The organism is Streptomyces sp. NPDC044063, from assembly GCF_056434285.1.
On record NZ_JBWKFM010000001.1, the window covers coordinates 763,553 to 787,363 of the forward strand.

The following is a 23,811-nucleotide window of genomic DNA, read 5'->3' on the forward strand; positions in this document are numbered from 1 at the left end:
GGGTTTAGTCCTCTGGGCAGTCGTCCATGCCTTCCTGGAGCTTGTACAGCTCGCAGAACAGCCCTGCCGCCGTGATGAGTTCATCAAAGGTGCCGATCTCGGTGACGCGGCCGTGGTCGAGGACGATGATGCGGTCGGCGAGCCGGGTGTTGGCCAGGCGGTGGGTGATGAACAGGGCGGCACGGCCGCCGGCGAGTCCCCGCAGCCGGGAAAAGACCTGATGCTCGGCGCGGGCGTCGAGCGCGGCCGTGGGCTCGTCCATGACGAGTACCGGGGCGTCGCGGTGGAAGGCGCGGGCGATGGCAATTCGCTGCCACTGGCCACCGGAGAGATCGTGTCCTCCCCACCAGGAGCGGGCCAGAGAGGTGTCCAGGCCGTCGGGGAGAGCGGCAATAACCGTGTCGGCCCCGGCAGCCTGTGCGGCAGCGTGAACGGCGGCGTCTCCGCCTGGACGGGGCTGCCCCAGGGTGATGTTTTCCCGCGCGGCGAGCGGCCACCGCGTGTAGTCCTGGGGTACCAGCGACACCGCGCCCATTACTGCGTTTGTATCGGCCTCGGACAGGTCGATGCCGTCCCATGCGATGCGTCCGCTGGTGGGGAGGAAGAGACCAGTGAGAATCTTGGCGAGGGTGGTCTTGCCGGAGCCGTTCTCTCCGACCAGCGCCACGACTTCACCACGCCGGATTTCCAGCGTGATGCCGTCCAGTGCGGGCGTGGTGGTGCCGGGGTAGGCGAACGACACCGCTTCGGCAGTGATGGTGTGCGGACCGCCAGCGGGCAGGGGCGCGGTGCCCCGCCGGTTCGCCCAGTGTCGGGCGACGGTCAGGAAGCGTGACCAGTCGTCCAGGAGCAGGGAGAGCTTGAACAGGATGGCCCCCGTGGTTACGGCGGAGGACAGCGCAGTAGCACAGGTTCGCATGGCCACAGCGGCGGCCCCGGCTGCGGCGGGCTGAATGCGGCCGGACGCGGCGAGCGCAACAAGCATGCCCCAGGTGAGAAGCATTGCCGTCTGCGCCATGGTGTCGCCCGCGCCTTTTACGAGGAGGGCCCGGCGCGCGGCGGAGAGCTGTTCGATTTCCAGGCGGGTGGAGATTACCCGGTATTGATCGGTGAGGTAGGGGGCCATGGTGGCGGCGCGGACCTCGGGGGCGGTGTTGCGGTCAGTGATGTGGTCGCGGAAGCTCTGGCGCAGCCGACGATCGGAGATGCTGCGGTGGTGGGAGGTGTGTTCGATCCTCGCGGCCCGTACGGCTCCCCAGGCCCGGGGAAGGACGGCCAAGGCCAGTAGCGGCAGCAGCACCGGGTGGAGGACAGTCACGATCGAGGCGGCCGCGGCTAGTTGCGCGGCGGCGGAGGTGAGGATCTGGGCGCTGGTGATGAGGTCTCCGGCAGCATGAGCGCCTTCACTGCTCGCCCGGTAGGCGTCCATGAAGTCGGGGTCCTCGTAGGCGACCAGTTCGGCGCCAGTGGCGGCGTCGATGACGGCCAGGTCGGCCTCACGGACGGCCTTGGGCCCGAGGCGGGATGCGGCGGCGCGGGCGAAGCTATCGGCCAGATACCGGCCTGCGGCGGCAACTGCCAGGAGCGCCAGCGGTACGACGGAATGACGGAGCCCGGCGGTGATGTCGGTGCGGGTGGTGAAGAGGGTGGACAGGACGCTGGTAGTCGCGGCGAGAGCGACGGCGGTCAGGGCGGCTGCCGAGACCTGGGCGGCTACCAGGCGGATCACCGCCGGCCGGTCGGTGCGCCATCCGAGACGCGCCGCGCGAGCGAGGGCGGAGGGGAGGCGGCGGGCGATCTGCCGGGTGCTCAGTGTGGTGGAGGCGTCGAAGTGGCGGCCGGTTTTGAGATGCATCACGGGGGCCGAGCCCGGGGCGGTGGTGGGGTGTGTCACCCGCCTATGACGCTCGTAAATTCTCCGCGTCGGCAAGGGCGATATGTCCCAGCCGGGATGCGTCTCCGCAGGCCACCACCCCAATGCGTCAACCTCGATAGGATTAAATCACCCATACGAGTGAAGAGTCCTCAGGTGGTGAGCACCGGCATCCACGGACGGTCCAGGGCGTCTTGGCCATCGCGTCCGGCCGCGGCTCCGGGGACTTCGGTCCAGGCATGGGCGGCATGGGGGAGAAACCGGGCGCCCAGCACCCAGCGAACCCGGCGCCCCGCCAAGGCGGCGGCCACCACGACGGTCAGGCTCGTCTCGATGCACGCGATCCGTCCCCTCCACCACGGCGGTCGCACCGACAGCACGGCCGCGTGGAGCAGCCCCAGGTCCTTCGGTGTGGCATAGGGCAGGTGGGAGGTGGCACGCAGCAGCCAGATCCGGGCTCGCAGCGGCAGCCGCAAAACGGCCAGGGCCACAGCGAGCGCCACCACCGCCAGCATGCGGAAGGGGAAGGGAACGCGCGCCGACGCAGCCACGGCAGGCGACTGCGCCGCGTCTTCGATGACGGGCGGCCCTTCGTGCCTGGGGGCGTCGGTGAGCAACCCGCGGGCCAGCAGCTGCTCGACGGTCGACGCGACCGCAGGAGCGACAGCAGCTTCGTCCGCCCCGCACCAGGCGGCGATCTCGCGGGCGAGGCCCTCGGTAGTGCCGCGCGCGAGAACCGTCTGCCAGATGCGGGAGGCGTCCGGATCGAGCATCACCCACCGGCCGGAGCGGACATCGAGGATCGCCGTGCCCTCGCAGCACGAGGCGTGATGGACCCCTTCGGGTGTGGTCAGCACCGTGTCGTCCCTTCCGCGTGTCCGCTGGCCGGCGCGGGTGTGGGCGGGTGGGCGAGCCAGTGGCAGGCTACGAGGAACATGTGGAGGTCGGCCAGTCCCATGGAGTGCTCGCCCCGGGCCAGGACGTCCAGCGACCGTATGGCCGCGCCCGCGTCGATCAGGCCCCCGGAGACGAGCGGGGAGGTGCGGATGAGGTCCCGGAGGCGAGGCAGGTGCCGGGCCAGGCCAGCGAGCCTCCATGAGGTGAAATTGCCCTTGGACTGACGGCTAGTCAGCCACCGGGGCAGCTCGGGGAGCGCGGCGGCGAGCAGCGCCTTGAAGACGTGGGGGCGGTCGAAGGGGTCTACGGCGAACGCGGCTCGCACGACCTGGTTGTCGAGGAAGGGGTGCCCGGGGCGTATCCGGCGGGAGGCGTCCAGCGGGGCGGCGGCCCGGGAGCAGGCGCCGGTGAAGTGCAACGCATCCCACTGGGCGAATTCCACCGCCGGCCGGTCCGTAGCCCGGTGCGCGGCCTGCCGCAGCAGGCCCGAGACCGCTTCGCGCCCGTCGCCGGCCAGCCAGGACGCAGCAGCGCCCAGCTGCACCCACGACCACGCCCTCACCCGGCCGTGCGCCGGGAGGCGCCCGGAGGCGACCTGGCTCGCGGCCTGGGCGAGCGCGTAAGAATAGCCGACGGCCGCGTCCTTGACCTGGTGCCAGACGGGGCCCGGCGCCGTGTTCTGGGCCCGCGCCCAGGCGACGGCCTTCCGGTGCGCCTCGCGGCGGTGACCGGCCTGGAGCAGGCCGGCGAAGCGGGCCGAGCCGATGCTCAGGACGACGTCGCCACCGTGCCCCGTCAGGTGACAGCGCAGCCCGGCGACAGGGGCGAGGTAAGCGGCTTCCATAGCCGAGTTCGCCGCGCTCAGGCACGGCTCGTCACCGGCCGGGACGCCCTCGGCGAAGTCGAACGAGAGCTGAGCAGGCCCGCCGGAGGCGATGTGATGGCGGACGCCAGCGTGCTCGGCAACGCGGATGGCGAAGGCCGTGTCCTCGCTGCTGGTGTAGGGGTCGCTGTAGGTCATCGCGCGGACCTCGCCCAGAGGCGCGGCGAGCAGGACAGCTGTGGAGGAGTCGAGCCCGCCGGACAGGTCCGCGCCGACCGGCCCGGCCCCGCTGCGCATGCGCAGCGCCACCGCGTCTGTGAGGGCCTGGCCGAAGAGGGGGGCGCCCTCGTCGAGGGAGCGCCGGCCGGGCACGGCCGTGACGTCGATCAGCCGCACCAGGCCGCGGGTCAGCAACAGTGCTTGGCCCCCGGGCACGGCCCGCACACCGGGGTAGAAGCTGCGGTCGGTCCAGTGATCCGTGGCCACCAGACGGGCGGCCAGCAGCGGCAGGTCAGGCGATCCGTCGGCCAGGTCACGGGCCCGGCTCGCCCATCGGACGGCCTGGCCGGTGAGCCGATAGAACAGGGCGCGCAGGCCGGCGAGGTCCCCGCCGACCAGCCGTTCACCTGGGCGATCGGCGATGGCCCAGTATGAGCCGGTCCACGTCGTCAGCTCCGCCCACCTGCCGTCAGAGACCGCGCCCAGTGCCGAGTGCAGCTGTTCCTCGGTGGCGCCGCAATCGCCCACGATCGTCAGTTGTATGGGGCCGTCGACGGCCGTACGTATCGTGGCCCCGCCGCCGGTTCGTACGGCCGTGCCGGGGCCGGTCCCGGCCGTCCACATCACCTCGAACGTGCTGTTCATCGCGCGCTCCCTTCCGGGGCATGGGCCGGGGCCCAAGCCGTGTGTGCTTGGGCCCCGGAGGGTGACTATCGATGTACCTGAAGAGGCCGAGGTTCAGGTGGTCTCGGACTCCCAGTACTGCGAGCCATCGGCGTTGTTGAAGGTCTTGTCGCCGAGCGTGAGCTCGTCCACGTCGTGCTCGCTGATCTGCGGAGCGAATCCGTCGGACTGCTCGTTCATCAGTGCCTCCCCTTCGGGATGGATGCGCTGCCCGGGTCTCCGGTGCGGCTCGGGAGACAGTCAACCCCGAACACAGGCGTTTGGATCGCAGCCAGGTTGCGACCCCGTAGCACCGTTGCGGAACGGTCTAGACCCTGCCGTCCCAACGAAGTGACAAGAGCGCTCTGACCTGCCGAAATACGGCCGCTCGTTCGAGCCCACCGCACATCGAGAGCGAGGAGAAAAGCCGGGTCCATCTCCAGCACCCCCGCCACCTTCTCCGCCATGGCGAGGCTGTCCAACGGCAAAGCACCGCGCTCCACCTGGCTCACCCAAGACTCCGACCGGCGGATATTCAGCGCCAAATCACGCTGCGACATCCCTCGGCGCCTTCGCCCTTTGCTGATCCTGACACCTACAACCTTGTTGATCTCGCCCATGGCGGCCCCCTTCCAGGAGGAACGGGTTGATGTATCAGTTGTTCGGCAGAACATTCGGATCCAAGACGGGGGCCCGACCGAGGCGGTGCGCTCTGCGTGCGGGCGATGCCGTGCCTGGCGAGCAGGCGACAGCGGGCGCAACCACGGCACCAAGGAACGGCACTAACACGGCCTTCGCCAGATGGGTGACGTCGATCGGCTCGTACTCGCAGGAGCTCAACGGCCGGGCGCTTCTCTCAGCGCCCCCGGGTTCTCGACCACCCACTCACGGCCGCCGCGCTCGGGGCGGAGGAAGACCGCCCGCCGGTACCGGCGCCGCGTGTTCGGATCCTCCCACTCCCCGATAAATTGCACGATGGCCTCTCTATGCGTGTCCGGGTCGAAGACGCGCGCGCCCTCGTGCAACCACTCGGGGAGAGAGGGGGGAGACGGCGAACCGGGCTTCACGGTGACCTCCAATAGGAGGGCAGCCCTGATCACGACGGGGAAGGGCGTGGGAGAGCTGCCGGGTTGAAGTGCCGCCGGGTGCGGAATCCTTGTCGAAGCCAGGTACCCGGCGACCTCATCGACGGTAGGGAGCGCTGGGGAGGACCCTCAATGTAATTGCGAGTTGTTGCGCAGACTCACCCAATGGCGCTGAGAGCCGACTCGATCAGGGCACGCGCAGCAGCACCATGCACAGCCATCTGTGACAGCTCCCCAAACGCCTTGCGGTAGTCGGCGAGCTCGCGAGGCTGCGTGACATTGACTTCCGCGGTGAGGGTTTCCACGAGGACACGCCGGTCGTCGTAGACGTAGAACGCCTCCAGGGGCCACATCCGACGGCGGGCAGTGAACGGGATGACACCGAGGGAGAGAGACGGCAGCGGCATGGCCGTGAGCAGGTGCCGGAGCTGTCCCGTCATGGTGTCGTGATCCCCGATGCGCGACCGCAGCACCCACTCCTCCAGGAGCACGACGAAACGGCGGTTTCCCTCGTAGAGAAACCGCGAGCGAGCGACACGGGCGGCAACGGCCTCGGTGACATCGTCTGGGGTGCCCTGAAAGTCCGTAATGGACTGCATGAGGCTGGTGGCGTAGGCCGAGGTCTGGAGGAACCCGGGCACCGCGTTGGAGGCGTAGACCAGGCACACGCTGGTCTGCTCGTGCAGGGTGTAGAAGTCCTCCTGCACCTTGCGCATGCCGTACCTATGGAGCCTGCGCCACTCCAGGTACATGGAGTCCACCGTACGAGCGGTGGCGATCAAGTCCTCTATCTGGTCTTCTGCACCGCAAGCTGCGCACCACGCACGAATATCGGCGTCGGTGGGTCCGGCCTCCCCCTTCTGGAGCCGCGTGGTCTTCGCCGGGTGCCAGCCGCACCGGACAGACAACTCTCGACCAGTCAGGCCGGCGTCCTTGCGGAGATGCGACAGACGCACGGCAAGGGCTTCCCGGGCCGCCTGGGCGCTGGAGGAGGGAGAGGCAGACATGGGTGTACTGGGCGGATCAGACGGTGAACTTCTCGTGATCGACGCCGCGCTCCCACACGGCCTCGAACGCGGAGACAACCATCTTCACTACGGCGGGGTCTTCGTTGAACTCGTGCCCGGCCCAGTCGCCATCACCAGTGAACCAGTGGAAGAGGACCCGGCGGTCATCGATCAGCCACAGATCGTTTCCGGGAAGGGCGATGTCGGAAGCAAGCCGACGCGGGAGCCAGCGGACTTGCTCGCCGACGGCGAGGTTGACCGAGGTCAGGGCGTGCTCCCAACGGATATAGTCGGTAACCGGCTCGGAGACAATCCGGGCCCGCCGGATCATCACACCTCGGCCGACAGCCTCACGCACCAGCGGGGTCCAGCCCTGCCAGAAAGGCGAGTCCGGGTCGAGGTCGGTTCGGCCAGTCCGCAGAAACTCTTCGAAGCCGCTCCTCTCATCGCCAACGCTGTAGAGGTCGCGCATCTCCAGGTGCACGGCAGTGTGCTGTGCACCGCCCAGCAGCTCAGCGAAGTCCGGCAGCACGCCGTTCTGCGACATCACACGCCTCCCTCAAAATCGGCACCATGCGGGCCGGAATACGGATCACGGTCTCGTGCGCGGGGATGCCCCGGTCATGACCAGGCACCCAGTCCGTCTCGCCGATCTGCGCCTTCAGCAACTCCTCGGCCTCCTCGCCCTGAAGAACCAGGTCGGCCGTATCGTCGTGCACCCACACGGTCGGCGAGCCGCCCCCGGTGGTCTCCGGGTCAATCCCGATGAAGGTTAGGTCCACGGTCCCCTCCTGTAGCAAGTCGGTTGCGCGTACTTGCGCCAGGCTTCTCCTGCGCCAGCGGGGCGTCAAGGGTGGCCGGGCGCTGGAGAGCTGCCGGGAGCGCCCAGGTCCACCTCTCGTCTCCGGAGTGCCCTCGCCCCGCTGCCGGGCCATGCTGCGCAAACTGCGAGTCGTTGAAGGACGCCACCTGCCGCCCACTACGCGCGAGGCCATCGATACGGCACTCTCAGCACCATGACCGCCCGCCCCTGCCCCGGCACGCTCACGCTCCGCTCCCTCCCTTACGTGCACCCCATTGCGCGGGACCTGCTCGAGCGTCTGCACACCGAGCAGATGGCGTTGTACGGATTCGCCGACCACTACACTGACACCCCAGCCGGCGAATTCGACCCGCCCCACGGCACCTTCGTCATCGCCTACCGGAACGGGGGCGCCGTCGGTTGCGGCGGCTGCCGGCGCTACGACGCCGACACCGCAGAGATCAAAAGAATGTACGTCGAGCCTGCCGCACGCGGACTCGGCGTCGGACGCGCCATCCTCCGCCACCTCGAGCAGCACGCTCTCGCCACAGGAACCAACGCCATACTGCTGGAGACCGGACGTAACAACCACAGAGCCCTCGCCCTGTACATCGCCTCCGGCTACCGCCCCATACCGCCATACGTTCCCGGTCGAAATACCGATGTCAACCGGGCGCTGTGCAAGGAACTGGGCCCCGGAACCACGACCCCACCGCAACCAAGGCCGACGCAGCCGTGAGAATCTCGCTCCTGTGCTGGGCTCGGGGACTTCAAACCGCCTGGCCAAACGGTCCGTGCTCGTCACAGACATTTTGCTGCTGTTCCGTAACGGAGCAGGCCCCCGCCATCGATCACCGCTGTGAATGTGCGGAGAGAGTCGACAGCGCGAGTCAAGGAGCTGCCTCGGGTGGGGGCGGCTGATCTCGCTCGCCGGGCTGCCGACGCCAGGCCCGGGTGTGCCGGCCGGAGGCCTGTGCTCACCGACTAGGTTCGATCGTGGTGACCGGCACCAGTGCGGCCAAGGTGGAGAAGCGGGCCGACGCCTTGCTCTGGCAGGTCCGCCTCCGGGTTGTCCCGCCCGACGACATCACCGGTCAGGCTAGCTCGGCGAGCACGGCGGTCATCGTCTCGTAGCTCTCGCGGACCGCTTCTTCCTTTCCTAGCCGGTAGCGCTCCAGACGGATCGCCCCGAGATGGCGGGCCTCGTAGACGTGGGCCCGCCATGCTGCTGTGGGGGAGCGGTCCGGCATCCCGTACGACTCCCAGAATGCTTCGCGTTCGTCGGCTTTGGCTGTTGCCATTCGGATCGTCCAGTCCGCCTGCGGGTCTCCGAACAGCGTGCGGTCGAAGTCCAGCACGCCACTGATCACCGGCTCCTCGGCATCAGCGTCCAGGAGGCAGTTGACCGTCCATAGGTCCCCGGTCAGCAGCCTCGCCTCGGTCACCTCGTCCAGCACAGCCTGGTCGTGGGTGGCCACAGCGGCGACCTTGCGTACGTCCGCGGAGTCCAGGCCGACGCTGTCCAGGTCGGCGGCGATCTTCTCCAGCGACATGATTACCGCTTCGCTCCATGTCGCGTATCCCGGGCCGGCCACGGGCCCGAAGTACGGTCCGCGCACCCGTGCACGGAGCGGGCGATGGCACCCATCTGCCGGAAGAACGCAGGCCAGGCCGTCCGTGGATACGTCCCCAGGTGCTCCGGGGCCGGGACTCCCTCCAGGTGTGTCTGGATCATCCAGTCCCGGCCGATCACCTCGTGCGACCAGTCCGCGGCGATCACCTGCGGCATCAGTGGCGCGATCACCGCAAGCCACGGCACGCTCGCGAACTCATTCCGCATCAGATGCCGCTCACTGCGGAACTGGCGGCCATCCTCCGGCGCGACCCGCAGGACCACCACCTGGTCCCGGCCGGCAAGGACCAGGTGGTAGACGTTGTTGTACATTCCTGCGCCCAGCTCGGTAGCGGACACGACATCGGCACCCAACGCCCGGTGACAAATGGCCCTGATACCCTCCGAAGTCACCGACTTCTGAAACGTCTGGGTGGGGCGCTCGACGCGGTGAAACTCCATAGCGGCTCCCAGCTGCGTTAGCACATGGCGATGACCTGACCGTACAGGGTTCGCGGGAGCTCACGATGCGCTTCCGGCAGCCGTGCTGGCTTGCGGCTCCTTCGGGCGCGTCGTCACCGCCCTCAACGACCTCGGAGCCCGCTGCGGCCATCACTCATCCACCGCCACTCTGATCGGCGAGCCGCCTACCGCCCCCACCATCCCCCCACGCACACTGCCGCCCCCTGTTTGAGCGAATCCGGCTATCAGACCACCACGGTACTTGTCCCTACCTTCTTTCCGGGTAGCTCAGGCCATTCGTAGGGTCTCAGTGCCCGGGGGTGCCGGGTGTGGCTTCTACTTGTCTGCCGACCGTGGCTCCAAGTGACTGGCCGCCTGGCACCCCGCGACGACTCGGCCGCCAATTGGGATGTGCGATCAGATCGCTGTGTAGGGACACGACGGCGAGGTCGTCTGCGGGACCGCACCTACGACCGTCGGAGGCACAGTGGATCAGATATGGGCCGGGATCGACGCCGGGAAGACGCATCACCACTGCGTGGTGATCGATGCGGAAGGCCGTCGGCTTCTGTCGCGCCGCGTGGCCAACGACGAACCGGAGCTGCTCCAGCTGCTCGCGGACGTCCTCCACCTCAGCAGCAACACGACCTGGGCCGTTGACCTGGCCGACGGCGCTGCGGCACTCCTGATCGACCTGCTGCTCAACCATGACCAGCACCTGCTGTACATCCCGGGCCGCACAGTGAACCGTGCCGCCGGCGGCTACCGCGGCGAGGGCAAGACCGACGCCCGTGACGCAGCGGTCATCGCCGACCAGGCACGGATGCGCCGCGACCTGCACCCCATGCGGCCCGGTGACGAGGGCACGGTGGAGCTGAAACTGCTCACCGCCCATCGCTCCGACCTCGTGGCTGACCGTACTCGGACGATCAACAGGATCCGGGGCCTGCTCAACAGCATCTTCCCCGCCCTTGAACGCCGGCTGGACCTCACCAGTATGGGCCCCTTGATCCTGCTGACGGGCTACCAGGCGCCGGCAGCGATACGCCGGACCGGCGCTCGTCGGCTGGAGTCCTGGCTGCACAACCGAAAGGTACGAAGCGCCGGCACCCTCACCGCCCTGGCCGTGGAAGCGGCGGGACGCCAGCAGACAGCGATCACCGGGGAAAAGCTGACCGCACAGCTCGTGTGCACGCTCGCCAAGCGGGTGATCAGCCTTAACCAGGAGATCGCGGACGTCGGCAAGAACATCGAGGACCGCTTCCGGCAGCACCACCACGCCGAGGTCTTGACCAGCATGCCCGGGATCGGCCCGCTCCTCGGAGCCGAGTTCCTGGCCGCTACCGGCGGCGACATGGCGGTCTTCGGCACACCCGACCGCCTCGCAGGCTTCGCCGGAGTGGCCCCCGCTCCGAGGGACTCCGGCCGCATCAGCGGCAACCTGCACCGGCCCCGACGCTATCACCGTGGCCTGCAACGAGTCTTCTACCAGTCAGCCCTGATCAGCATCCGTACCTGTCCCGTCTCCCGGGCGTTCTACGAACGCAAGCGTGCCGAGGGCAAACGCCACACCCAGGCCGTGCTCGCACTCGCCCGACGGCGCGTGAACGTCCTCTGGGCGTTACTGCGCGACGGACGCTGCTTCACCCAGGCGTCCCCAATCACCCAGCCGACATGAACCGTCCGCGCCTTCTCGACGCGGCCAGGACACCTTGACAACAACATTGGGAATCGCTTGGTCGGCTGCCCGTTCACGGTGCCCCGTGTGGGCGCGGAGCCGGGCTACTCACACGTCGTCGGCCTTGGAGGGGGATGGCGTGTGGGCCTTCCACAGCAGGTCGAGGCTGGATCGGCGGCGGAGCACCAGCACGTTCTCGCTGATCTGGGCGCCTTCCAGCGGGCCCACGGCCAGGCCTCCGTTCAAAACGGGCACCAGGAGGAAGTCGCTCAGTCCGGGCAGCGCCTGTTCGAGCCTCCACAGCTGGCCGGAATCGCCGCTGCGCTTCTCGCTCATCTTGACCGTGATGTTCTCCTCGCCCTCGGCGACCGAGAGGTACATCGGCCTGTCCAGGAAATTCCTGACGCGCACACCGTTGTCCGTCTGCTCGAACTGCCAGATGCGGCCGAGAGCCGCCCCGCCCGCGTTGTAGTTGGGGCCGCCGGCCGGCAGCCCGGCCTGCCACAGCCGCATTTCCGTGCCCGTGGTGATGTTGTGATTGCGCGGGGTGATGATGAGCCCGCTGGCCGAGTGGACGATGACCTGCTTCTCGCCGAAGGGGACGTCGGTCACGAGGGCGCCTTCCTGGAAGTGATCTTGTTCCTGCCAGTGGTCGAAGCGCGGACGCAGATGGACGACCTCGCCGTGCGTGTCGCTCAGGCGCAGCCGCTGGGGGTCGTTCGGCTCGTCGGCGAGCACCTCGTACTCGAAGGTGCGGCCGGCGCTGGTCTTGACGGTCAGGTCGACGCGTTCGACCTGCCAGACATCGTGCGGCGTGAGAGCAGCGAAGCGGACGTAGACCGGGCAGCGCAGCAGATCCGCGAGATACAGGTGAGGGTCGCGCGGGTCGGCGCCCGTGCGGTCGCTGACGTTCGCGTCGGGGCCACCGAGGACGAAGACGGTCACCGCACCCTGGGCGAAGTCGTCACCGCCTGTGCTGAGGGTGAACTCCCGCCCCGCTGCTCCGAGGTAGACCCGGCCGGTGGTGCCGGCGCCAGGAAGGTCGCAGGTGTGGACGGTGATGCGGAGAGTGTCGATCAGTTCATGGGCCATGGCTGCCTTTCTGGAGATCCGCCCGCATGGGCGGAGTGAGGATGACGCGCTGACTGCACGTGACCAGGGAAGGCTGCCCACGGCATATATGAAGAATGTGTCACTCGCCCCAAAGAGGGACTCACCGGCGGGTGCGGTTGGCGCGTCCGCGGGCCCTCGCAAGGGGCCGCGCGTCACGCCATCCTCCACCCGACGCCCGACCCCGAGGAATTCCCCGAGGAGGTACGGAGCGAGGTCCGGGCGGGCATCGTGGAGGCCCGCGAGCACACCGCCTTCAACCTCGAAGCGGCCTGGGACGCGCACGACGCCGACCCGCTGCTGTCCGCCCTCGCCGGCGCCCGCCGCCGCGAAGAAGCCGAAGCCGAGATCCGCCGGCTCGTCGCGTACGGCCGCGAGTTCACCCGTCCCCGCCCCTACAAACTCGCCGACCTCGCCACTGCGGCCGGCATGTCCATCTCTGGCGTCCGCACCGCCTATGACCACGAAGAAGTCGCCGCCGTCCAGCACTCCACTGGCCTCAAGCCCCGCGAATGGCGTGCCACCTACCCCGCCGACCCGTCCCAGGACGGGAGCGACGCATGACCGCACCGGCCAACGAAGCGTTACCGCCCGCCTGCACCTGCCCGGCCCCGTGGGTCGAACTCGTCGCCGTCATCGAGGGCCAGCTCTCGCACGCCCGCCCAGCCGACACCCTCGGGCCGGCCGCCGCCCTCTACCGCGCGCAGTGCGCCACTTGCGGCGCCCAATACCCGGGCCACTGGCGCCTCTTCCCCGGCCAGCGCCGCATCTTCCGACCTGCGACGGATCCCCCTGTCGCCTCCTCCGGCTGCCCTCCCCGATCCCCGTCAGGGCTTCAAGATCAACTCATTGCCCCTTTGACGCGTATCTGGGTCACACCCCTCATAGTCCCTCACGTTCCCGGCGAGCCGGCAGTACATCCGCGATGTGCAGCCACCACCAACGGGGCCAGACCCGCTCTTGCGGGGACAGATCCCCCACAAGGGTGAAGGTTTGCTTGGGGCGGATGTGCACCGTGCTGAGGCGGCCGGCTCGGGGAAGGCTCCAAGTCAAGCGGTCCGGAGGAGAGGAAAACCGATGATGAGCAGTGATCTGTCCGGCGATCCAGGGAAACAGGCAGGCCAGGCACAAGAGGCGGCGTCGCATGCCGCCGGCGGTCAGCTCGCCGACGAGACAAGCGTCAAGGCAAGGGTGATTATCGCGGACGTCCTCGACTGCGCGCCGACGGCTCTGACGCCCGATGCCGACCTCGTCGAGGACTTGGGCGCCGGCGAGATGGCCCTGGCCAACGTGGCCACTGTGCTGGAGATGGAACTGGGCATCGATGGCCTCTACGAGGACGTCGACTATTGGCAGACCGTCGACGACGTCCTGGACAGCGTCCACGAGCAGGCGTCCTGACCCGCGCTCCGTCCCCATGCCTGTGCGGGCGCCCACAGCTCATTCGTGCTCACCGCCCGGCACTCGCACCGTCCCCCGCCCCACCAAGGGAGTCTCCATGGCTGAAGAAACCAAACGTGCGGCTGCAACGGCAGCCCGGTCACGTGTCCGCACCAAGAGGGTCAAGGACAAAAGCGCCCCGAAACGGCCCCACAGCGCCTACATGATCTACGCGAACGAGAACCGGTCGAAGCTCAAGGAAGCGAACCCTGACCTGAAGTTCGGGGAGATCGGAAAGCAACTCGGCGTCGAGTGGCAGCGCCTGTCCCTGGCGGGAAAGAGGCCATACGAAGAGAGGGCAGCGAAAGACAAGGAACGGTACGAGAAGCAGGTGGAGGCGTACAAGAAGCAAGGCGGAGCCGACGACGAGGAATGGGACGAATAGGGATCTTGGTCTAGAGCGTGTCTCTTTGGTCGGGCCCCGGATGGCCAAAGAGTGTCAAGTGGCCGTTTGAGGGAGTCTGATGGCAGCGACGATGAGGTCGGCGAGGGCGTCCGCATAGTGGTGGACGTCGGCCTCGGGATGGCCGTGGAGGTAGGTGAGCATCGTGTCGATGGCTCCCTGGTAGGTGACAGCCATGACCCGGGTGTCGAAGTCGCGGAGTGTGCCCTCTTCCTGACCGCGTCGGAACAGGGCCTCCTGGCCTTGGTAGGTCTGCTCGTAGTCGGTGAGGCCGAGCCGTGGGGTGCCGTCGGCCTTACGCAGGTTGGTGCTGATCTGTCGCATCGCGGTCAGCTCGGCCTGGTGCGTTGTACCCAGGCTGGCCGCACGGCGAATCGCGGCGCGGATGACCTGGGGGACCGGATCGGTCAGGACGAGAGAGTCGGCGATGGTCTGTCTCATGGTCGCCAGGGTGGTCCGGGCGGCCGTTTCCATCAGGTGTTCCTTGTCCGTGAAGTAGTGAGAGACCAGGCCCTTGGAGACCTCCGCCCGCTCGGCGATCCGGGCCAAAGAGGCACTTTCGTAGCCGAGTTCGGCGACCACCGCGATGGTGGCCTTGATGATCTGTGTCCGACGTACTTCCTCGCTGAGGCGCTGACGGGTGCGCGGGCGAGGCTCTGAGTGGGGCGTGTTCACAGCATCATTTCTAGCGGGTCGGTGCGCTGGTCAGCGGCGTGCCGAACGGCGGACCAGGATGAGTAGTGCCGCCATCCAGAGAGCGATCGCCACCATCTCGACCCGCATCCACTCGGGGAAGACATCCGGCAGGGCGGCTTCCACCAGGTTCACGACGAGCAGCGCCGCAGCGATGATGCCGAGTGCCCGTACCGCCCTGGTACTGCCCGACCGAGCCGACCGGAGTCGCACCAGAAGGAGGACTGCGAAGAGTACGACGATCAGGGCGTGCCCCCATGCCTCCTCAGTCGCTTGCCCCGGTGCCCTGGACGCCAGGAGCGCCAGCGCCACGACGGTTGCGACCATGGCTGCGACGTAGCCCCACACCAGTGCGCTGACGGCACCGAGTCGATGAGGTGCGTGTGCTTGGGCATCCATACTATTGACCATACGGTCAATAGTATGGGCCGCATGGTCAATGTCAACGCTGGGTTCTGCTCTTTGGTCATCTGCGGGCCCAAATGAGGATGGCGGCGACGTGCAGTGCGGCCTGGTAGGCGATGGCGAGTTTGTCCGTCCGTAGGGCGAGGCCGCGCCACTGCTTGAGTCGGGCGATGCACCGCTCGACGGCATTGCGCTCCTTGTATTTGTCGGGGTCAAAGCCGGGCGGGCGGCCTCCAGCGCGGCCTCGCCCCAGACGGTGGCCGATCTGGTCGGCGGGCTGCGGGATGACAGCCCGGATCCCTCGGCTGCGAAGGTGTGCACGGATCGCCCGGGACGAGTAGGCGCGATCCGCCAGGACGGTCACCGGGCGGGTTCTTGGCCTCCCGGGTCCGCTGCGTGGGATCCGGATCCTAGCCATGACCGCCTCGAAGGCGGGCGCGTCGCCAGCCTGACCGGCGGTGACGTGGATACCCAGAGGGCGAGCCTGGCTGTCACTGGCCAAGTGGACCTTTGTGCTCAGGCCGCCGCGGGAGCGTCCGAGCGCGTGATCCTCGGGCTCGGACTGGTCTGGTGCCCCCTTTTCCTGGCTCCGGCCGAATGTTGGTGAGCCCGGCAGACGGTGGAGTCCACCGAGACTGTCCAGTCCACGTGGCCACCGTCATCCGCCGCAGTAAGGACCGCCGCGAGGATGCGTTCCCATGTTCCGTCCACGGCCCACCTGATCAGGCGCTTGTGAGCGGTCTGCCAAGACCCTAGCTCTCTGGGCAGGTCTCGCCAGGGGCAACAGGTGCGGTACTTCCACGCAATGGCCTCCAGGGTCCGGCGGTGGTCGGCCCACCGTCGTCCACGGACCGGATCAGCCGGCATCAACGGCTCGATCCGGCCCCACATCGCATCAGTGATCGCTAACCGGACAGACACGTCCGATCAACTGACCAGCCCATCCAAGAGACACGCCCTAGGCGAGGTCATCCGCTGGCTGCGGCAACGGTTCAGTGAGCAGGACAACGGGAAAGGCCCGGAGTGGTCCACCCACACCTTCATCGGGGCCGGGTGGCCCGGGGGTGCTGGACACTGTGTATCGACCAATCGACCGCTTCAACATCTTCCGACCGGCACTTGAGCGCGGGGTGCTGCGGCATCTGGCTGCGGCACCCCGCGTACGCCGGCACCGATGAGGGCGCGGCTCCCTTCCCATGGCCGACGTCGGTGGGAAGGTGTCGTAGGCAGGGCTGGGACTGCCCAGGTTCTCCCCTTCGGCAGGATGGCCTCGAAGGGTTTGCACCGATGTCCCGACGTCCCTCACAGCGTCGTCCGTACACCGCGTCCGCGGGTGTTCGGGAGATTCCTGCTTCCGCAGCGACGTGTGCGATCGGACGTCCGGCATCGACCCGCAGGCACAAGCGCAGACGTCCTTCGGGGGTCAGCGGTGCGTTCCGATATCCCCCGCTGGTGGCGCTCCTGGACTCGGCGGCCGCGTTCACCGGGAGCCCTGGGATCTCGGGGCTCCCGCGTGAGCGGCTGTGTGCGTGGCGTCAGCGTGCGAACTTTTCGATGGCCGCAGGGGTGACGGGGGTGAAGAAGTTGACGAGGTTGCCGTCGGGGTCGCGGAACAGCAGGGACCGGTTGCCCCAGGGCATCGTGGTGGGCTTGGTGACGAAGTCGGTGACGAAGCCCGTCAGGTTCTGGTGAACGCGGTCCACGTCGTCGACGAGGAACTCGGTGATCACGCTGTGGTTGTCCGCCGGGCGGGCGGAGCCCGGGGCGAACAGTGGGACGGTGCGGGTGCTGGCGATCGCGAGGGTGGCGCCCGCGGTCTTGAGTTCGGCGAAGTCTTCGGTGGCCCACGTCGCCCGCGCTCCTGTGGCTCGCTCGTAGAACTCGACGAGGCGCGCTACGTCGCTGGTGATGATGCGGATCGAGACGAAGTGCATGGGAATCTCCTTGGCTGTGCTCGAGGCGTGCACGTCGCAGGCTAGGAGAAATAGTGGACAGAATCGGTCCTGTATGCGCGTTAGGCTGCGAACATGCCTCGACCCACCGGCCGCGTACTGACACTCCTGGAGCTGCTGCAGTCGGGCGGCACCCGGACGGTGGCCGAACTCGCCGACCGTCTCGGCGTCGAAGGGCGCACTGTGCGGCGGTATGTGAACCAGTTGATCGACCTGGACGTGCCCGTGGAATCCGTGCGCGGCCGCTACGGCGGGTACCGGCTGGCCCCCGGGTACCGCTTGCCTCCGCTGATGCTCAGCGACGACGAGGCGCTGGCCGTACTGCTCGGCCTGGTCGCCGGCCGCCGGGCAGGGCTGACGACGGCGGAGCGCACGGCAAACGAGACGGCATCAGCCAAGATCCGGCGGGTGCTGCCCAAGCACATCGCCCGCCGGCTCGACACACTCCTGGAAGCTCTCGCCTTCACGGATCAGCCCGGCGAGTTGGAGCACCCGGCCGCCGGGCTCCTGCTCACCATCGCCGATGCGGTGCGCCACCGCCGACCGGTGTCGATCCGCTACACCGACCGCGACGGACGGCGCAGCGAACGCACGCTGCACGCGTACGGGATCGCCGCCCATGCGGGCCGGTGGTATGTGACGGGCAAGGACGCCCAGGTCGGCGAGGACCGAACCTTCCGGTTCGATCGCATCGCAGACGCGCGGACCCTGCCCGGCTCATTCGAAGCGCCCGTGGGCCCCGGTCCGGCACAGCGCGTGTTGTCAGGATTCGCCACGGCCGAGTACCGGCATGAGGTGACCTTGCGGATGTACGGGACAGTTGAGCAGATCCGCGCGCACCTTCCCGCCAGCGTTGCGAGCCTGGAGCAGCACGAGCCCGCGGACGACCAGGACCCGGCGGCCGAGCACTGGCTGCGCGTCGAGCTGCGGGTGCAGCAGCTCGACTGGTTGCCTCGGATACTCGCCTCACTCGACCGGCCGTTCGTCATCGAGCGCCCCGATGAACTGCGTGACCTCGTCACCGCGCTCGCCGATCGCCTCACGTCCTACGCCCGCCAAGCCTGACCGCGAGGAACCAATGTCATGAGACGGCACACCTCAGCGGTCTTGAGTTGGTCGGCTGTGGTTGTCAGGGCCGTCGCTCGTCGTGTCATCGCGCGGTCGACGGCGGTGTGGAGTTCCTGGGTGCTGGTGGAGGCGCGGACGGGCATGTCCTGGTACTTGACGGAACGCCACACGCATTCGATGCCGTTCAGCTCCGGGGACCTGGGCGGGAGGTAGAGCAGGTTGACGCCGATGGCCTCCAGCTGGTCACGGCGTCCTTTGAAGGGTTTGCCGTGGTGGATGGAGGCGTTGTCCACACGATGGTGCAGGGCCGGTGCCGCCTCCAGCGGGGTGGGGGCTGCGGGAGGCGGTTCGTGCCTCCGGGCAGCCGGGTGATGCGGGTGCGGACGAAGTTGAGGACCATCGGCGCGTCGATCCTGTGGCCGACGGTGGTCCACAGCAGCTGGGGTTGCGGTCCTGTCTCGTCCAGTGCGCCGAGCACGTTGACGCGCCGGTTGTTGGTGTCCTCCCGCTTCGCGACGGCCCGCACGCCGGTGCGGGCCCAGGTGAAACCGGTCGGCAGGGTCGGGGAGAACCCGGATTCGTCCAGGTAGTACAGCTCTTCCGTCCCTCGAAGTCCTGGCGCTGACCAACGACGGAGCTGAGGGTCGCCAGCAGAGCCTGCCGGCCCCCCACGTGCTCGCGCCCGGGTCCCTGCGGTCCCCAGAGACGGTCAGGAAACCGCTGCTGGGTGCCTGCGGGCAGCCTGGCAGGTAAAACGGGGCCCTGGCATCCATATCCCGGGGGTGCCGGGCGCTCCGTCGGCGCCACCGTCCTGCTGGTAGCGAAGAGAGACGGAGGCGAGGACGGTGTGTCCGCCTGCCCGATCTTGCTGGGCGGCGGTCTGGTGCTATCAGCACCAGAAGGGAACGAGCTCGTGAGCGCACAGCCCGTGGAGTCGTGCGGTCGGCCGGGGCACCAGTCTCGCCCGGACACCGTCCTTGCTGTGCTACATGCCCTGCCTGGGAACCTGCGCCACCAGTTCGCCGACGCTGTCGCCGGAGCTCCGAGACGAAGCCGTCAAGCACCTGGTGGGGCTATGGGGCGGTATCACTCTTTTCGAGAAGAACCCGGCGGTGCACGCCGCTTTCGACCGGGCCGAGGCCGACACCCTGTCAACAGTGCCCCACGAGGTCGCCCAGTGACCTATCGCGCTGCCCTCACCCTGGAGGCGGACAAGAAATAGCGGCACCGACGAGTACGACAAGCGCCTCCTGGACGCAGCCCTGGCCAAACTGGCCGGCAACCCCTTCGACGCCGCGGTATCCATCGCCTACCCGGGACGGGGCCGCGAAGATTTTCGCTCCGCCTTCGTGTACGGAATCGCCATGGTCCATGTCGTCTCCCGGCGCACCACGCCACCCCGTGTCACGATTACCGACTTCGACCTGCAGCAGGTCCGCCATCGAGTCCTCAGCACGTGTCCGGCAGCGAAGCAGACGCGTGCGCCAACCACCTCTCCGTACTCTGCCTGGTGGGCTGTGCAGACGTGATCCAGGAGCTGGGGGCTCGAAGGTCGCTCGGTGGCCTTCGGCGAGATCGTGGATCAGGGCGCTCAGCCGGGCACATCCGAAAGCGCGGTGGAGGTAGTCGATCACCGTGCGCACCAGGCCCTGGCAGCCGGTCATGTCGGCAGGCGCGACGGTGCTCATACCTGCTCCGGGTGAGTTCGTCGCCGTTCAGAACAGCCGGCCGCAGCCGCGGAAGCCCAAGCGCTCGGCCAGGGCACGGGACTCCTCCTGGGGCAGGACGTCGACGATCGCGGCGACAGCCACGAAACCGAAGTCGACGGCGACCTGGAACGCCCGATGGCACTCAACCGGTTGGGCAGCGAACTCGCCGATGAGCGGTGCGTGGCGGCGGGTGGTAGCCGGCGGCCGTGGCGGCCGGCGACGATGACGCGAAGACGGCATGCAGCGTTCAACACGCTGCCGCGCGGCCGGTCACCGACGTGTCACCCGCTTGGCGCAGCCTGGGCGCATCGCCGTGGCGGCTGTTCTTGAACTTCGGCTGGTGGGCCGCTGAAGGCCATAGGGTGGCCCAGATGTGTGGCCGATACGTCTCTACACGCAGCCCGCAGGTCCTGACCGGGCTGTTCTCCGCGGTGCTCTGGGATCTGCGGGAGGTGCTGGCCCCGTCCTGGAACGTGGCGCCGACCGATGATGTGTGGGCCGTGCTGGAGGGCCCGGATCGGGAAACAGGCGAGGTGATGCGGCGGCTGCGGCCGCTGCGCTGGGGTCTGGTGCCGTCCTGGGCGAAAAGCGTGAGCGTCGGCGCCAGGATGATCAACGCGCGGGCTGAGACGGTGGCGGAGAAACCGGCGTACCGCCGTGCGTTCGCCAAGCGCCGGTGCCTGCTGCCCGCGGACGGCTTCTACGAGTGGGTGCCCGTGCCGGCCGTAGAGAAGAAGAAGGCGTACAAACAGCCGTACTTCATCGCCCCGGCCGACGGGGAGATCATGGCCATGGCAGGGCTCTACGAATACTGGCGCGATCCCAGCGTGGCCGAGGACGATGATCCAGCCGCGTGGGTAGTGAGCAGCACCATCCTCACCACCGAGGCCACGGACGCCGCCGGACGGATCCACCCGCGCATGCCTCTGGCCATCGCTCAGGATGACTGGGACGCCTGGCTCGACCCCGGCCACCAGGACCCCGCCGAACTCCGCTCCCTACTGGCCACCCCGGCCGCAGGCTGCCTCGACACCCGCGCAGTGTCCACCGCTGTCAACGACGTCCGCAACAACGGCCCCCACCTGCTCGACGCCCCCTAATCTTCGGACGGCGGTGCGGACCCGAGGACGGTCACGAACCAGGTGGGAAGCAGCTTCCTGTGGCTGATGGAGTCGGACAGCCAGCTGCGCAGCGTCAGGAGAGCTTTACGACCGTATCGGTGCCCTCAGCGAGGGACGCAGCGTCGTCCTGATCACCCACCGCCTCGGCTCCACCCGCAACGCCGACCGCATTCTCGTCCTCGAGGGTGGGCGCCTGATTGAGGAAGGGATCCACGACTCCCTCATGGTGCTCGATGGCGAGTACGAGGCCCTGTACCGGACCCATGCCAAGGCGTACAAGGACGAGCCCGCATCACCACCGTCCCAAACGGCACTTCGAGGCTGAGGCGACAACGTCACCGACGTCGCTCCTGGCGACCGCAGACCTTCTGCGGCCACTGCCCGGCCGGCCTTACACGCGCGAGCGTCGCGGGCAAGGGGCCGGTGGCGTTGTTCAACCGCGCGGTGACGTGGCTGCGGAAGAACCGGGTGTTGCTGCCGGGGGTCTCGGTGCTGGCCCGGCAGGTGGCGGAGGCCCGTACGGCGGCCGAGTGGCGCCTGTACGAGGCGGTGGCCCGGGCCACCGATCGGTCTGATTCCGCGCCCGCGCCCGCGCTGGCCGGGCTGCTGGTGGTGCCGGAGGGCCGGAGGACTGGCGGGTCTCGTAGCTGGAGCGGCTGCGCACGCCGCCGGTGAAGTCGACGGGGACCGCGATGTTGCGGGCAAATGGAGCGAGTGGAGGAGGTCTCCGCGTCCGCGCTGGGGCCATGCTGGCTCGGTACGGGCAGCCCAGCAAGGTGCAGACGGTCGAGAGGGCGCTGCAGCCGCGGCGCATGGCCTTGCTGACGGCGGTGGTGCGTCAGCTGGAGGCGCAGGCGGTTGACCGCTCTGGACCTGTTTTCGGTTGCTGATGGCGAACCGGCTGGTCAGCCCGGCGCGCAGGGCGTCGGAGTGGGAGCGCCTGGCGATGTTGCCGCAGCTGGAGAAGGACGCGCGCATCCTGGCGGAGGTGTCGAAGATCCTCACCGAGGAGCTGGACCTGGTTGCCGGGCATGACGCGGACCTGGACGTGGCCGCGCTGTGGGCGGCGGTGGGGGAGGCCGTGCCGCGCACGGCGGTGGCCGGGGCCGTCGCCACCATCGAGGCCCTGAGTCGCCTGGAGAGGGCGTGATCAGCGTCCATGAGTTCGGGCGTCACTTGCAGCTCAGCTGGGCGTTGTCCGTGCCAGCGCCCAGCTGCCTCGCACGAGCCCGCTACTGGTTTGGTCTGAGCCCGGTCTTGTTGGGTCAGCGGGCGAGGGAGACGGCGAATGGCTTGAAGCCGTGTCGGCGCAGGATGTGGGGGACCACGAGGATCATGGCCTCGGTGGCGCGTGCTGTGGTGATGCCGCCGAGGTCCTCGATCCATGCGGGCTGCCAGCCCAGGTCGCCGAGCAGGCCGGTGACGATCTTTTTCGCGTTCAGGTCATTGCCTGAGAGGTAGGCGGTCGGTGGGGTGGCCAGGGTTTCGGGAGCGGTCATGACCATGAACAGCATGGTGTTGAGGGTCTTGACCACATGGGTGTCGGGGAGGGCGGCCTGGAGTTGTTCGGCGAGGCTGCTGCCGGGATAGCACAGGTCGCCGGGTAGGCCGTCATCGGCGTCGCGGGTGGCGTTGGAGACATCGATGAGGAGTTTTCCGGAGAGCTCGGTGCGCAGGCCGGCCAGGCGGTCCAGGGAGGTGTCGCCGGGCGTCGCGTTGATCACGATGTCCGCGGTGCGGGCGGTGGTGTGCTGGTCGGCGAAGGCAATCTGCGGGGCGACGCCGGCGGCGAGGGCTGCGGTCTCTTGCGGGTTCCGGACACCGAGGATGACACGGTGTCCGGCTGCGGAGAGCTTGTCGGCGAGGTTGGTGCCGACGCGGCCGGCGCCCAGGATGCCGATGCTGGTCATGAGGTGAGGCTCCTTGCGGTGTGAGGTGGGTGGAGCGGAGGTGTCCGGTCAGACGATCGGCGACAGGACCTTGAGGGCGGCGGTGTGGATGCCGGGGGCGGCGGCCAGGAAGTCGCGACTGCCCGTGTTCCAGGGCTCGCCCGCCAGGTCGGTGACGGAGCCTCCGGCCTCGGAGACCAGCAGCGCACCGGCGACCAGACCGGAGCGAACGTCGGAGAACTGCCAGAAGGCGTCCGTGCGTCCGGCCGCGACGTGGATGAGCTGCATCGTGGCGGGAACGGATACGCGCACGACCAGGCCGTTGATGAGCATTGCGGTGACCGAGTCACCGATCCGCCGGAAGGTGCGCTCGTCCTCGCCGGGCCTGGCCTGGCCGGTGCCGACGAGCGCGGCGCCCAGATCGGTCTTGGCGGACACCTTCAGGGGCCGGTCGTTGAGGCGGGCACCGCCGCCGGCGACAGCGGTGTAGGTGTCGCCGGTCAGTGGCAGGTGGACGACGGTGAGCACCGGCTGGTTGTCGCGGACCAGGGTGGCGGTCACGGCCCAGTCCTCCATGCCGTGAACGTGGTTGATGTTGCCCTCGGCGGGGTCGACGACCCACCATTCCCCCGACGGGAGCGCACCGCCGGCCAGCTCGTCCTCGGCCCACTGCGATCCCCGCCGGGCCCGCAGCAGCGGCTCCCGCAGCACGTCCAGCACCGCGTCGTCGTTGGCGTGGATCTCAGCGACGACCTCGTCCAGACTCACTCCCCGGGCGTGCGGGGTGTGGCGGTCGCGCAGGGTGAGGCCTGCGGTTTTCACCGCGGCGGTCACCTCGGGCAGGAGCGTCGTGCCGGCGGCGAAAGGCATGGCTGTGCTCATGGTGGGCTCCCTGAGTTC

29 protein-coding genes are annotated in these 23,811 nt (G+C 68.5%); 10 read left to right on the top strand and 19 right to left on the bottom strand.

The genetic code is table 11. From position 1 onward, the window contains the following. Positions 1-4: 4 nt before the first annotated feature. From AC07BS_RS03530 to AC07BS_RS03565, 8 genes are all read right to left on the bottom strand, one after another. Positions 5-1,855 carry an ATP-binding cassette domain-containing protein gene (locus AC07BS_RS03530; protein ID WP_478929893.1) on the bottom strand — a complete coding sequence of 617 codons (1,851 nt, stop codon included), beginning with the start codon at positions 1,853-1,855 and terminating at the stop codon, positions 5-7. Positions 1,856-2,025: 170 nt separating this feature from the next. Next, positions 2,026-2,730, bottom strand: a complete 705-nt coding sequence (locus AC07BS_RS03535; protein WP_478929895.1) for a lasso peptide biosynthesis B2 protein — start codon at positions 2,728-2,730, stop codon at positions 2,026-2,028. Next, complete coding sequence (locus AC07BS_RS03540) at positions 2,724-4,457, bottom strand: asparagine synthase-related protein (protein ID WP_478929897.1); 1,734 nt, start codon at positions 4,455-4,457, stop codon at positions 2,724-2,726. Before AC07BS_RS03540 ends, AC07BS_RS03535 begins: the two co-directional genes overlap by 7 nt. A 93-nt stretch (positions 4,458-4,550) precedes the next feature. Further along, positions 4,551-4,676, bottom strand: coding sequence for a hypothetical protein (locus AC07BS_RS03545; RefSeq protein ID WP_478929898.1), 126 nt, complete (start codon positions 4,674-4,676; stop codon positions 4,551-4,553). Beyond that, positions 4,676-5,149, bottom strand: coding sequence for a helix-turn-helix domain-containing protein (locus AC07BS_RS03550; RefSeq protein WP_478929900.1), 474 nt, complete (start codon positions 5,147-5,149; stop codon positions 4,676-4,678). Before AC07BS_RS03550 ends, AC07BS_RS03545 begins: the two co-directional genes overlap by 1 nt. Positions 5,150-5,718: 569 nt before the next feature. Continuing rightward, the gene (locus AC07BS_RS03555) at positions 5,719-6,567 is read right to left on the bottom strand and encodes a helix-turn-helix domain-containing protein (protein ID WP_478929902.1); all 849 of its coding nucleotides are present in this window, start codon (positions 6,565-6,567) and stop codon (positions 5,719-5,721) included. A 16-nt stretch (positions 6,568-6,583) separates the two neighbouring features. After that, positions 6,584-7,114: a DUF6879 family protein gene (locus AC07BS_RS03560; protein WP_478929904.1), complete on the bottom strand. Its 531-nt coding sequence runs from the start codon at positions 7,112-7,114 to the stop codon at positions 6,584-6,586. Then, on the bottom strand, positions 7,080-7,349 hold the full coding sequence (locus AC07BS_RS03565) for a hypothetical protein (protein ID WP_311610535.1): 270 nt from the start codon (positions 7,347-7,349) through the stop codon (positions 7,080-7,082). Before AC07BS_RS03565 ends, AC07BS_RS03560 begins: the two co-directional genes overlap by 35 nt. 234 nt (positions 7,350-7,583) lie before the next feature. Between AC07BS_RS03565 and AC07BS_RS03570 the strand changes: the two genes are divergently transcribed. Further along, positions 7,584-8,108 (top strand): GNAT family N-acetyltransferase, encoded by a 525-nt coding sequence (locus AC07BS_RS03570; RefSeq protein ID WP_478929906.1) that lies wholly within the window; start codon positions 7,584-7,586, stop codon positions 8,106-8,108. Positions 8,109-8,463: 355 nt separating this feature from the next. On the opposite strand, the gene AC07BS_RS03575 is transcribed toward AC07BS_RS03570, so the two are convergent. Together AC07BS_RS03575 and AC07BS_RS03580 are read right to left on the bottom strand one after the other, a co-directional pair. Further along, entirely contained in the window at positions 8,464-8,922 is a 459-nt protein-coding gene (locus tag AC07BS_RS03575) for a phosphotransferase (protein ID WP_478929908.1), read from the bottom strand. Between the two features lie 2 nt (positions 8,923-8,924). After that, positions 8,925-9,443: a phosphotransferase family protein gene (locus AC07BS_RS03580; protein ID WP_478929910.1), complete on the bottom strand. Its 519-nt coding sequence runs from the start codon at positions 9,441-9,443 to the stop codon at positions 8,925-8,927. A 487-nt stretch (positions 9,444-9,930) separates the two neighbouring features. Here AC07BS_RS03580 and AC07BS_RS03585 point away from each other — a divergent pair, with 487 nt between their 5' ends. Further along, positions 9,931-11,121 carry an IS110 family RNA-guided transposase gene (locus AC07BS_RS03585; protein ID WP_478929912.1) on the top strand — a complete coding sequence of 397 codons (1,191 nt, stop codon included), beginning with the start codon at positions 9,931-9,933 and terminating at the stop codon, positions 11,119-11,121. 108 nt (positions 11,122-11,229) lie between these two features. Here the strand turns inward: AC07BS_RS03585 and AC07BS_RS03590 are convergent, their stop codons facing one another. Further along, a complete protein-coding gene (locus AC07BS_RS03590; RefSeq protein ID WP_478929913.1) occupies positions 11,230-12,213 on the bottom strand; it encodes a hypothetical protein in 984 nt (327 codons plus the stop codon). Positions 12,214-12,462: 249 nt separating this feature from the next. Between AC07BS_RS03590 and AC07BS_RS03595 the strand changes: the two genes are divergently transcribed. The 3 genes from AC07BS_RS03595 (at position 12,463) to AC07BS_RS03605 (ending at position 14,056) form a co-directional block, all read left to right on the top strand. After that, positions 12,463-12,795, top strand: coding sequence for a hypothetical protein (locus tag AC07BS_RS03595; RefSeq protein WP_478929915.1), 333 nt, complete (start codon positions 12,463-12,465; stop codon positions 12,793-12,795). 516 nt (positions 12,796-13,311) lie between these two features. After that, positions 13,312-13,632, top strand: coding sequence for an acyl carrier protein (locus AC07BS_RS03600; protein ID WP_478929917.1), 321 nt, complete (start codon positions 13,312-13,314; stop codon positions 13,630-13,632). 97 nt (positions 13,633-13,729) lie between these two features. After that, on the top strand, positions 13,730-14,056 hold the full coding sequence (locus AC07BS_RS03605; RefSeq protein ID WP_478929919.1) for an HMG-box domain-containing protein: 327 nt from the start codon (positions 13,730-13,732) through the stop codon (positions 14,054-14,056). A 54-nt stretch (positions 14,057-14,110) separates the two neighbouring features. Here AC07BS_RS03605 and AC07BS_RS03610 read toward each other — a convergent pair whose 3' ends face one another. The 4 genes from AC07BS_RS03610 to AC07BS_RS03625 all read right to left on the bottom strand — a co-directional run bounded on the left by AC07BS_RS03610 (position 14,111) and on the right by AC07BS_RS03625 (position 17,106). Then, on the bottom strand, positions 14,111-14,749 hold the full coding sequence (locus tag AC07BS_RS03610; protein WP_478929921.1) for a TetR family transcriptional regulator: 639 nt from the start codon (positions 14,747-14,749) through the stop codon (positions 14,111-14,113). A gap of 30 nt (positions 14,750-14,779) precedes the next feature. Continuing rightward, on the bottom strand, positions 14,780-15,166 hold the full coding sequence (locus tag AC07BS_RS03615) for a hypothetical protein (RefSeq protein ID WP_478929923.1): 387 nt from the start codon (positions 15,164-15,166) through the stop codon (positions 14,780-14,782). 67 nt (positions 15,167-15,233) lie between these two features. Then, positions 15,234-16,063, bottom strand: a protein-coding gene (locus AC07BS_RS03620; RefSeq protein ID WP_478930064.1) for an IS5 family transposase whose coding sequence is annotated in 2 segments (ribosomal slippage) — positions 15,234-15,754 and positions 15,754-16,063 — 831 coding nt in all. Because the reading frame shifts where the segments join, the coding sequence is not laid out codon by codon here. 644 nt (positions 16,064-16,707) lie between these two features. Beyond that, a complete protein-coding gene (locus tag AC07BS_RS03625) occupies positions 16,708-17,106 on the bottom strand; it encodes a VOC family protein (RefSeq protein ID WP_478929925.1) in 399 nt (132 codons plus the stop codon). 93 nt (positions 17,107-17,199) lie between these two features. On the opposite strand from AC07BS_RS03625, the gene AC07BS_RS03630 reads away from it, so the two are divergent. Continuing rightward, positions 17,200-18,189, top strand: coding sequence for a helix-turn-helix transcriptional regulator (locus AC07BS_RS03630; protein ID WP_478929927.1), 990 nt, complete (start codon positions 17,200-17,202; stop codon positions 18,187-18,189). On the opposite strand, the gene AC07BS_RS03635 is transcribed toward AC07BS_RS03630, so the two are convergent. Further along, positions 18,171-18,485 carry a transposase gene (locus tag AC07BS_RS03635; RefSeq protein ID WP_478929928.1) on the bottom strand — a complete coding sequence of 105 codons (315 nt, stop codon included), beginning with the start codon at positions 18,483-18,485 and terminating at the stop codon, positions 18,171-18,173. The two genes, AC07BS_RS03630 and AC07BS_RS03635, sit on opposite strands and share 19 nt — an antisense overlap. A 696-nt stretch (positions 18,486-19,181) precedes the next feature. Between AC07BS_RS03635 and AC07BS_RS03640 the strand changes: the two genes are divergently transcribed. After that, positions 19,182-19,373, top strand: coding sequence for a hypothetical protein (locus tag AC07BS_RS03640; protein ID WP_478929930.1), 192 nt, complete (start codon positions 19,182-19,184; stop codon positions 19,371-19,373). Positions 19,374-20,272: 899 nt separating this feature from the next. Beyond that, a complete protein-coding gene (locus tag AC07BS_RS03645; RefSeq protein ID WP_478930065.1) occupies positions 20,273-21,001 on the top strand; it encodes an SOS response-associated peptidase in 729 nt (242 codons plus the stop codon). A 94-nt stretch (positions 21,002-21,095) separates the two neighbouring features. On the opposite strand, the gene AC07BS_RS03650 is transcribed toward AC07BS_RS03645, so the two are convergent. Beyond that, entirely contained in the window at positions 21,096-21,236 is a 141-nt protein-coding gene (locus tag AC07BS_RS03650) for a hypothetical protein (protein WP_478929932.1), read from the bottom strand. A gap of 107 nt (positions 21,237-21,343) precedes the next feature. Here AC07BS_RS03650 and AC07BS_RS03655 point away from each other — a divergent pair, with 107 nt between their 5' ends. Together AC07BS_RS03655 and AC07BS_RS03660 are read left to right on the top strand one after the other, a co-directional pair. Then, entirely contained in the window at positions 21,344-21,697 is a 354-nt protein-coding gene (locus AC07BS_RS03655) for a DUF4158 domain-containing protein (RefSeq protein WP_478930067.1), read from the top strand. A 214-nt stretch (positions 21,698-21,911) separates the two neighbouring features. Beyond that, the gene (locus AC07BS_RS03660; protein WP_478929934.1) at positions 21,912-22,172 is read left to right on the top strand and encodes a hypothetical protein; all 261 of its coding nucleotides are present in this window, start codon (positions 21,912-21,914) and stop codon (positions 22,170-22,172) included. Positions 22,173-22,287: 115 nt separating this feature from the next. Here AC07BS_RS03660 and AC07BS_RS03665 read toward each other — a convergent pair whose 3' ends face one another. Continuing rightward, on the bottom strand, positions 22,288-22,932 hold the full coding sequence (locus AC07BS_RS03665; RefSeq protein ID WP_478929936.1) for an NADPH-dependent F420 reductase: 645 nt from the start codon (positions 22,930-22,932) through the stop codon (positions 22,288-22,290). 48 nt (positions 22,933-22,980) lie between these two features. Next, the gene (locus tag AC07BS_RS03670) at positions 22,981-23,793 is read right to left on the bottom strand and encodes an inositol monophosphatase family protein (RefSeq protein ID WP_478929938.1); all 813 of its coding nucleotides are present in this window, start codon (positions 23,791-23,793) and stop codon (positions 22,981-22,983) included. Positions 23,794-23,811: the final 18 nt, after the last annotated feature.